The sequence below is a fragment of the Desulfobacterales bacterium genome (assembly GCA_029211065.1).
GTDB lineage: Bacteria > Desulfobacterota > Desulfobacteria > Desulfobacterales > JARGFK01 > JARGFK01.
Window position 1 is genome coordinate 1 of the sequence record JARGFK010000177.1, and the last position, 5,399, is coordinate 5,399.

At 55.3% G+C, this 5,399-nt stretch carries 2 protein-coding genes; both read left to right on the plus strand.

Going from position 1 to position 5,399, the window contains the following annotated elements; translation table 11 throughout:
* Positions 1–359 precede the first annotated feature (359 nt).
* Positions 360–4,805 carry an FAD-dependent oxidoreductase gene (locus P1P89_21915; protein MDF1594175.1) on the plus strand — a complete coding sequence of 1,482 codons (4,446 nt, stop codon included), beginning with the start codon at positions 360–362 and terminating at the stop codon, positions 4,803–4,805.
* Positions 4,805–5,233: a hydrogenase iron-sulfur subunit gene (locus P1P89_21920; protein ID MDF1594176.1), complete on the plus strand. Its 429-nt coding sequence runs from the start codon at positions 4,805–4,807 to the stop codon at positions 5,231–5,233. Before P1P89_21915 ends, P1P89_21920 begins: the two co-directional genes overlap by 1 nt.
* The last annotated feature ends 166 nt before the right edge of the window (positions 5,234–5,399 follow it).

Below are 5,399 nucleotides of genomic sequence, written 5' to 3' on the forward strand. Positions count from 1 at the left end.
CCAATAAATCAACTATTTTGTTAATAATATTATATGTTTAAGATTTATTTTACGCGCTTAAGTTAATGGCATTGACTTATCACTTTCAGTCAAAATTGCTGTTCCAGGAGGCGTTTCTTAACCTGTTGAATTTATAATCCGGATTATTTTAGGCCGGCAAAATCTCTGTATAAATCCCTTGACAAAAAATTTATTCTGGTGGCATATTGGCACCTTATCTTAATTTCAGGGTTGTTTTTGGTATTTTTTCTGGATCTTTTAAAAAAATGGTTTTTAATTGATTTAAGTCGTTATTTTTTCAGGAAATTTTTTGTCCCGGAAAAGCAACCTCGCCTCACCTGAACCTTAGAGGAGTCAACATGGGAGCGTCAAAATCAAATACGAGCGGATCCGTAATGGTTGTGGGAGCCGGTATTGCCGGCATGCAATCCGCACTGGATCTGGCAGAATCAGGATACTATGTTTATCTGGTGGAAAAATCAACCGCCATCGGCGGACTGATGGCCCAGCTGGATAAAACTTTCCCCACCAATGACTGTACCATGTGAATTATTTCACCCAAACTGGTCGAGGTCGGCCGGCATCTGAACATCGAACTGATCACCAATGCGGAACTGATTAATCTCAAGGGTGAAGAAGGTCGCTTTACCGCTACCGTGCAGCAAAACCCGCGTTTCATCGACCTTTCCAAATGCACCAGCTGCGGCGATTGCGCCAAGGTCTGCCCCGTCGAACTTCCCAACGAATTCGACCGGGGCCTGTCCGTCCGCAAAGCCGCCTTTAAACAGTATGCCCAGGCCATCCCCGGCGCCTATGCCATTGAAAAAAAGGATAACGCCCCGTGCCGCCTGGCATGCCCGGCCGGACTGAACGTCCAGGGCTATGTCCAGATGGTCAAACAGGGAAAGTATCAGGAAGCCCTGGAAATCATCATGGAAGAGCTTCCCCTTCCGGGAGTTCTGGGGCGCATATGCCCCCACGGCTGCGAAGACGCCTGCCGCCGCTGTGAGGTGGATGCGCCGGTGGCGATCCGGGATCTGAAGCGGCTGGCGGCGGATAGGTTCGACCCCCGCGATATTAAAATTGACTGCCTGCCGCCCCGGCAGGAGAAGGTGGCCATCATCGGTTCCGGTCCTGCCGGACTTTCAGCAGCCTATCACCTGGCGCGCAAAGGGGTTTTGTCCACCATCTTCGAGGCCCTTCCCAAGGCCGGCGGCATGCTGCGGGTGGGAATACCCGAACATCGCCTCCCCCGCAAAGTCCTGGATCAGGAAATCGAACTGATTACCAACCTCGGCGTTGAAATCAAAACAGACACACCCCTGGGCCCGGACATGTCCGTGGACGACCTGCTCAACAAGGGGTTTCAGGCGGTTTATCTGGCCCTTGGCGCCCACAAGGGAATCGAACTGGGCATTCCCGGAGAAGAGGCCGATGGGGTTCAGCAGGGCGTCGAGTTTTTAAGAGAGTTGAATCTGACCGGCGCCACCAAGGTTGGAAAGAAAGTGGCGATCATCGGCGGCGGCAACGTTGCCATCGACGTCTCCCGCTCGGCCGTTCGTCTGGGCGCAGAAGAAGTCTACATCATTTACCGCCGCACCCGTACGGAAATGCCGGCCTGGGAGGAAGAAATCCAGGCTGCCGAAGCCGAAGGCGCCGTCATCACGTATTTATCCGCCCCCCAGGAAATTCTGGTGCAGGACAACAAAGTGAAGGGGCTTCGCTGCATCCGCATGGAATTGACCGAACCGGATTCTTCCGGCCGCAAAAGACCCATACCCATACCCGGCAGCGAATATGACATCGAGCTCGACCAGATTATCCCGGCCATCGGTCAACGGCCGGATATTTCCACCCTCGAAAATGTCGCCGATCTTAAAATTTCCCGCTGGGGCACCACCGAGGTGAACCCGGTTACCTATGCTACCGATCGCAAGGGCGTATTTGCCGGCGGGGACCTGCAGACCGGCCCCTGGGTCGCCATCGGCGCCATTGCCGCCGGCCGCGAGGCTGCTGAATCCATTGTCCGCTTTCTGGACGGCAAGGATATGGCCCAGGGCCGTGAAGCCGCCGCCACAGAAAACCCGGTTTACCGGCCGGTACCGGAAGACATGCCCCGGCAGACCCGGGCAAAAATGCCGGAGCTCCCGGTTGCCCAGCGCGCCGGCAACTTCAGTGAAGTCGAGCAGGGGTACGATGAGGCCGGCGGTCAGGCCGAGGCCCAGCGCTGCCTCAATTGCGGCTACTGCTCGGAATGCTACCAGTGCGTCGAGGCCTGTCTGGCAAATGCCGTGGTCCATGAAGAGGAGGCCGTCCAGCGGCATATTCAGGTGGGATCGGTTATCGTCAGTTCCGGCGCCGACCCCTTTGATCCCACTGTGTTTGAAGAATTCTATCATTATAAAAAGAACCCCAACGTCATGACCAGCCTGGAGTTTGAGCGCATCTTGAGCGCATCCGGTCCCACCATGGGGCACTTGGCGCGGCCGTCGGACCAAAAAGACCCTGAAAAGATCGCCTGGCTCCAGTGCGTGGGCTCCCGGGATACCAACGGGTGCGGCAACGGCTACTGTTCCTCGGTCTGCTGCATGTACGCCATCAAAGAGGCCATGGTCGCCAAGGAACACGCCCACGGCAAGCTGGACTGCGCTATTTTCAACATGGATATCCGCTCATTCGGCAAGGATTATGAAAAATATTATCTCCGGGCCAAGGAAAAGGACGGCGTCCGTTTTGTCCAATCCCGCATTAACAAAATTACCGAAATCCCTGAAACCGGCGATTTAACCGTCTGGTATATCGACGACAGCGGCCTGGCGCAAAACGAAACCTTTGATATGGTCGTCTTGTCGGTGGGTTTGCAGGTCCCGAAATCCGCGGTGGATCTCGCCAAGCGCCTGGCGATCGATCTGACGCCTTACAATTTTATCGCCACCGAACCTTTTGCGCCGGTTTCCACCTCACGCCCCGGCGTTTACACCTGCGGCATTTTCCAGGGCCCCAAAGACATTCCGGAATCCGTCACCCAGGCCAGTGCAGCCGCCAGCGCTGCCGGGTCCGCCCTGGCCGAGGCCAGGGGCACCGACACCAAAACTGTTGAGCGCCCCCAAAAGATCGATGTGGCCCTGGAAGACCCCCGCATCGGCGTCTTTGTCTGTAACTGCGGCGTCAATATCGCCGGCGTCGTGGATGTCAATGACGTCGAGGCCTATGCCAAAACGCTCCCGGACGTGGCCTACGTGACCCAGAACCTGTTCACCTGTTCCCAGGACTCCCAGGAAAAAATGAAGGCGCTCATCAAAGAGCACCGCCTCAACCGGATTGTGGTGGCAGCCTGCACTCCCAAAACCCATGAAGTTATTTTCATGGAAACCATGGAAGCCTGCGGCATCAATAAATACCTTTTTGAAATGGCCAATATCCGCAATCAGGACGCTTGGGTCCATTCCGACGCCCCGGAATTGGCCACCGAAAAAGCCAAAGGGCTGGTGCACATGGCCGTGGCCAGGGCTTCGAAGCTCAAACAACTGGAAGAAAAAGTCATTCCGGTCAACAAGCAGGCCCTGGTCATCGGGGGCGGCATTGCCGGTATGAACGCCGCCCTGGACCTCAGCCGCCAGGGCTTTAAGGTGGTCTTGACTGAAAAAGAATCCGATCTGGGCGGAATGGCCCGGCGGCTTTACCATACCATCGACGGCGGCGATATACAGCTGTATCTCAAGGCCCTCACGGAACAGGTCCGGTCCGCCCAGAATATCGAAGTTATCACAGATGCCCGGATCACCGCCTTTGGCGGGTACAAAGGCAACTTTTCCACGGAGCTCAGCATCGGGCCTGAAAAGGAAAAACGCAGTGTGGGACACGGGGTCATTATCGTTGCCACCGGGGCCAATGAATACACGCCCAAGGAATTTGAATACGGCAAGGATAAGCGGGTGGTGACCCAGGTGGAGCTGGGTGAGATGCTCCATAAAAAGGAAATGACCGATATTTCCAGCGTGGTGATGATTCAGTGCGTCGGCTCCCGCAATGAAGAAAACCCCAACTGCTCCCGCATCTGCTGCCAGAGCGCCGTTAAAAACGCCCTGGAGATAAAAACCCTCAACCCCGAGGCCCAGGTCTATGTGCTCTACCGGGATATCCGCACCTACGGCATGGTCGAAGAGTCCTATACCGAAGCCCGCAAAAAAGGGGTTGTCTTCATCCGTTTTGAAGTCGATTCGCCGCCCCAGGTGGAAGCAACGCCAGCGGGCTTGCAAGTGACGGTCCGGGATGAAATCCTCCGGCGCAATATTGCGCTGCCGGCGGATCTCCTGGCGCTCAGTGCGGGGGTTAGCGCTGCGGACACCGCCGAACTGAGCGGCGTCATGAAACTGGGCCGCAATCCCGAAGGCTTTTTCATTGAAGCCCATGTCAAGCTGCGGCCGGTGGATATGCCCGGCGACGGTATTTTCCTGTGCGGCACGGCCCACGGCCCCAAATTAATCTCAGAAACCATTTCACAGTCCCTCGCAGCTGCTTCACGGGCCATCACCTTCCTGTCAAAGCCGGAAATCAAACTTTCGGCCATAACAGCCAAGGTCGATCTGGATCATTGCGTCAAATGCCTGACCTGCGTGCGCTCCTGTCCCTTTGACGTTCCGGTCTTTAATGAAAAAGAACGCGCCATCGAGATTGACGAAGCCCTTTGCCACGGCTGCGGCGTGTGCGCCTGTGTCTGCCCCCGGCAGACCATTGATTTGAGCTATTATGAAGATGATCAGATTATGAGTAAAATAGATGCGTTGTTGGCGGAGAATAAATAATGGCGGATTTTGAACCGAAAATAATTACGTTCTGCTGCGACTACTGAGGATATTCGGCTGCGGACCTGGCAGGTTCCATGCGACTCAAGTATCCGGCAAACATCAATATCATCCGGGTCCCCTGCACCGGCAAAGTCGATGTGATCCACCTTCTCAGGGCCTTCCAGAAAGGCGCCGACGGCGTTTATGTGGTGGGCTGCCTGGAAGGGGCCTGTCATTACAATGAAGGCAACTTCCGCGCCCGGGAACGGGTGGAACATGTGCGTCTGCTGCTGGAAGAAATCGGCATCGAAGCGGACCGCGTGCGGATGTATAACCTGACGTCCGGTGAAGGGCCGACCTTTGCCGCCTATGCCAAGGAAATGACCGAGCATATCCGCAGCCTGGGGCCCAACCCGCTCAATAAAAAAAGCGGCAATTTGCAATAGCGTTGCCGGATATGAAACGAAAACGGCTTAATTAGGAAGAAACCATGTTTTTTACTGTGAGTCTCTATGTTGCCCTTGGGGTTTTCGCCATCGGCCTGCTGTTCAAGGTGTCGACCTGGTTCCGTTACAGCCTGTCTCCGGCAGCCGCAAAAATTTCATCTGGAAC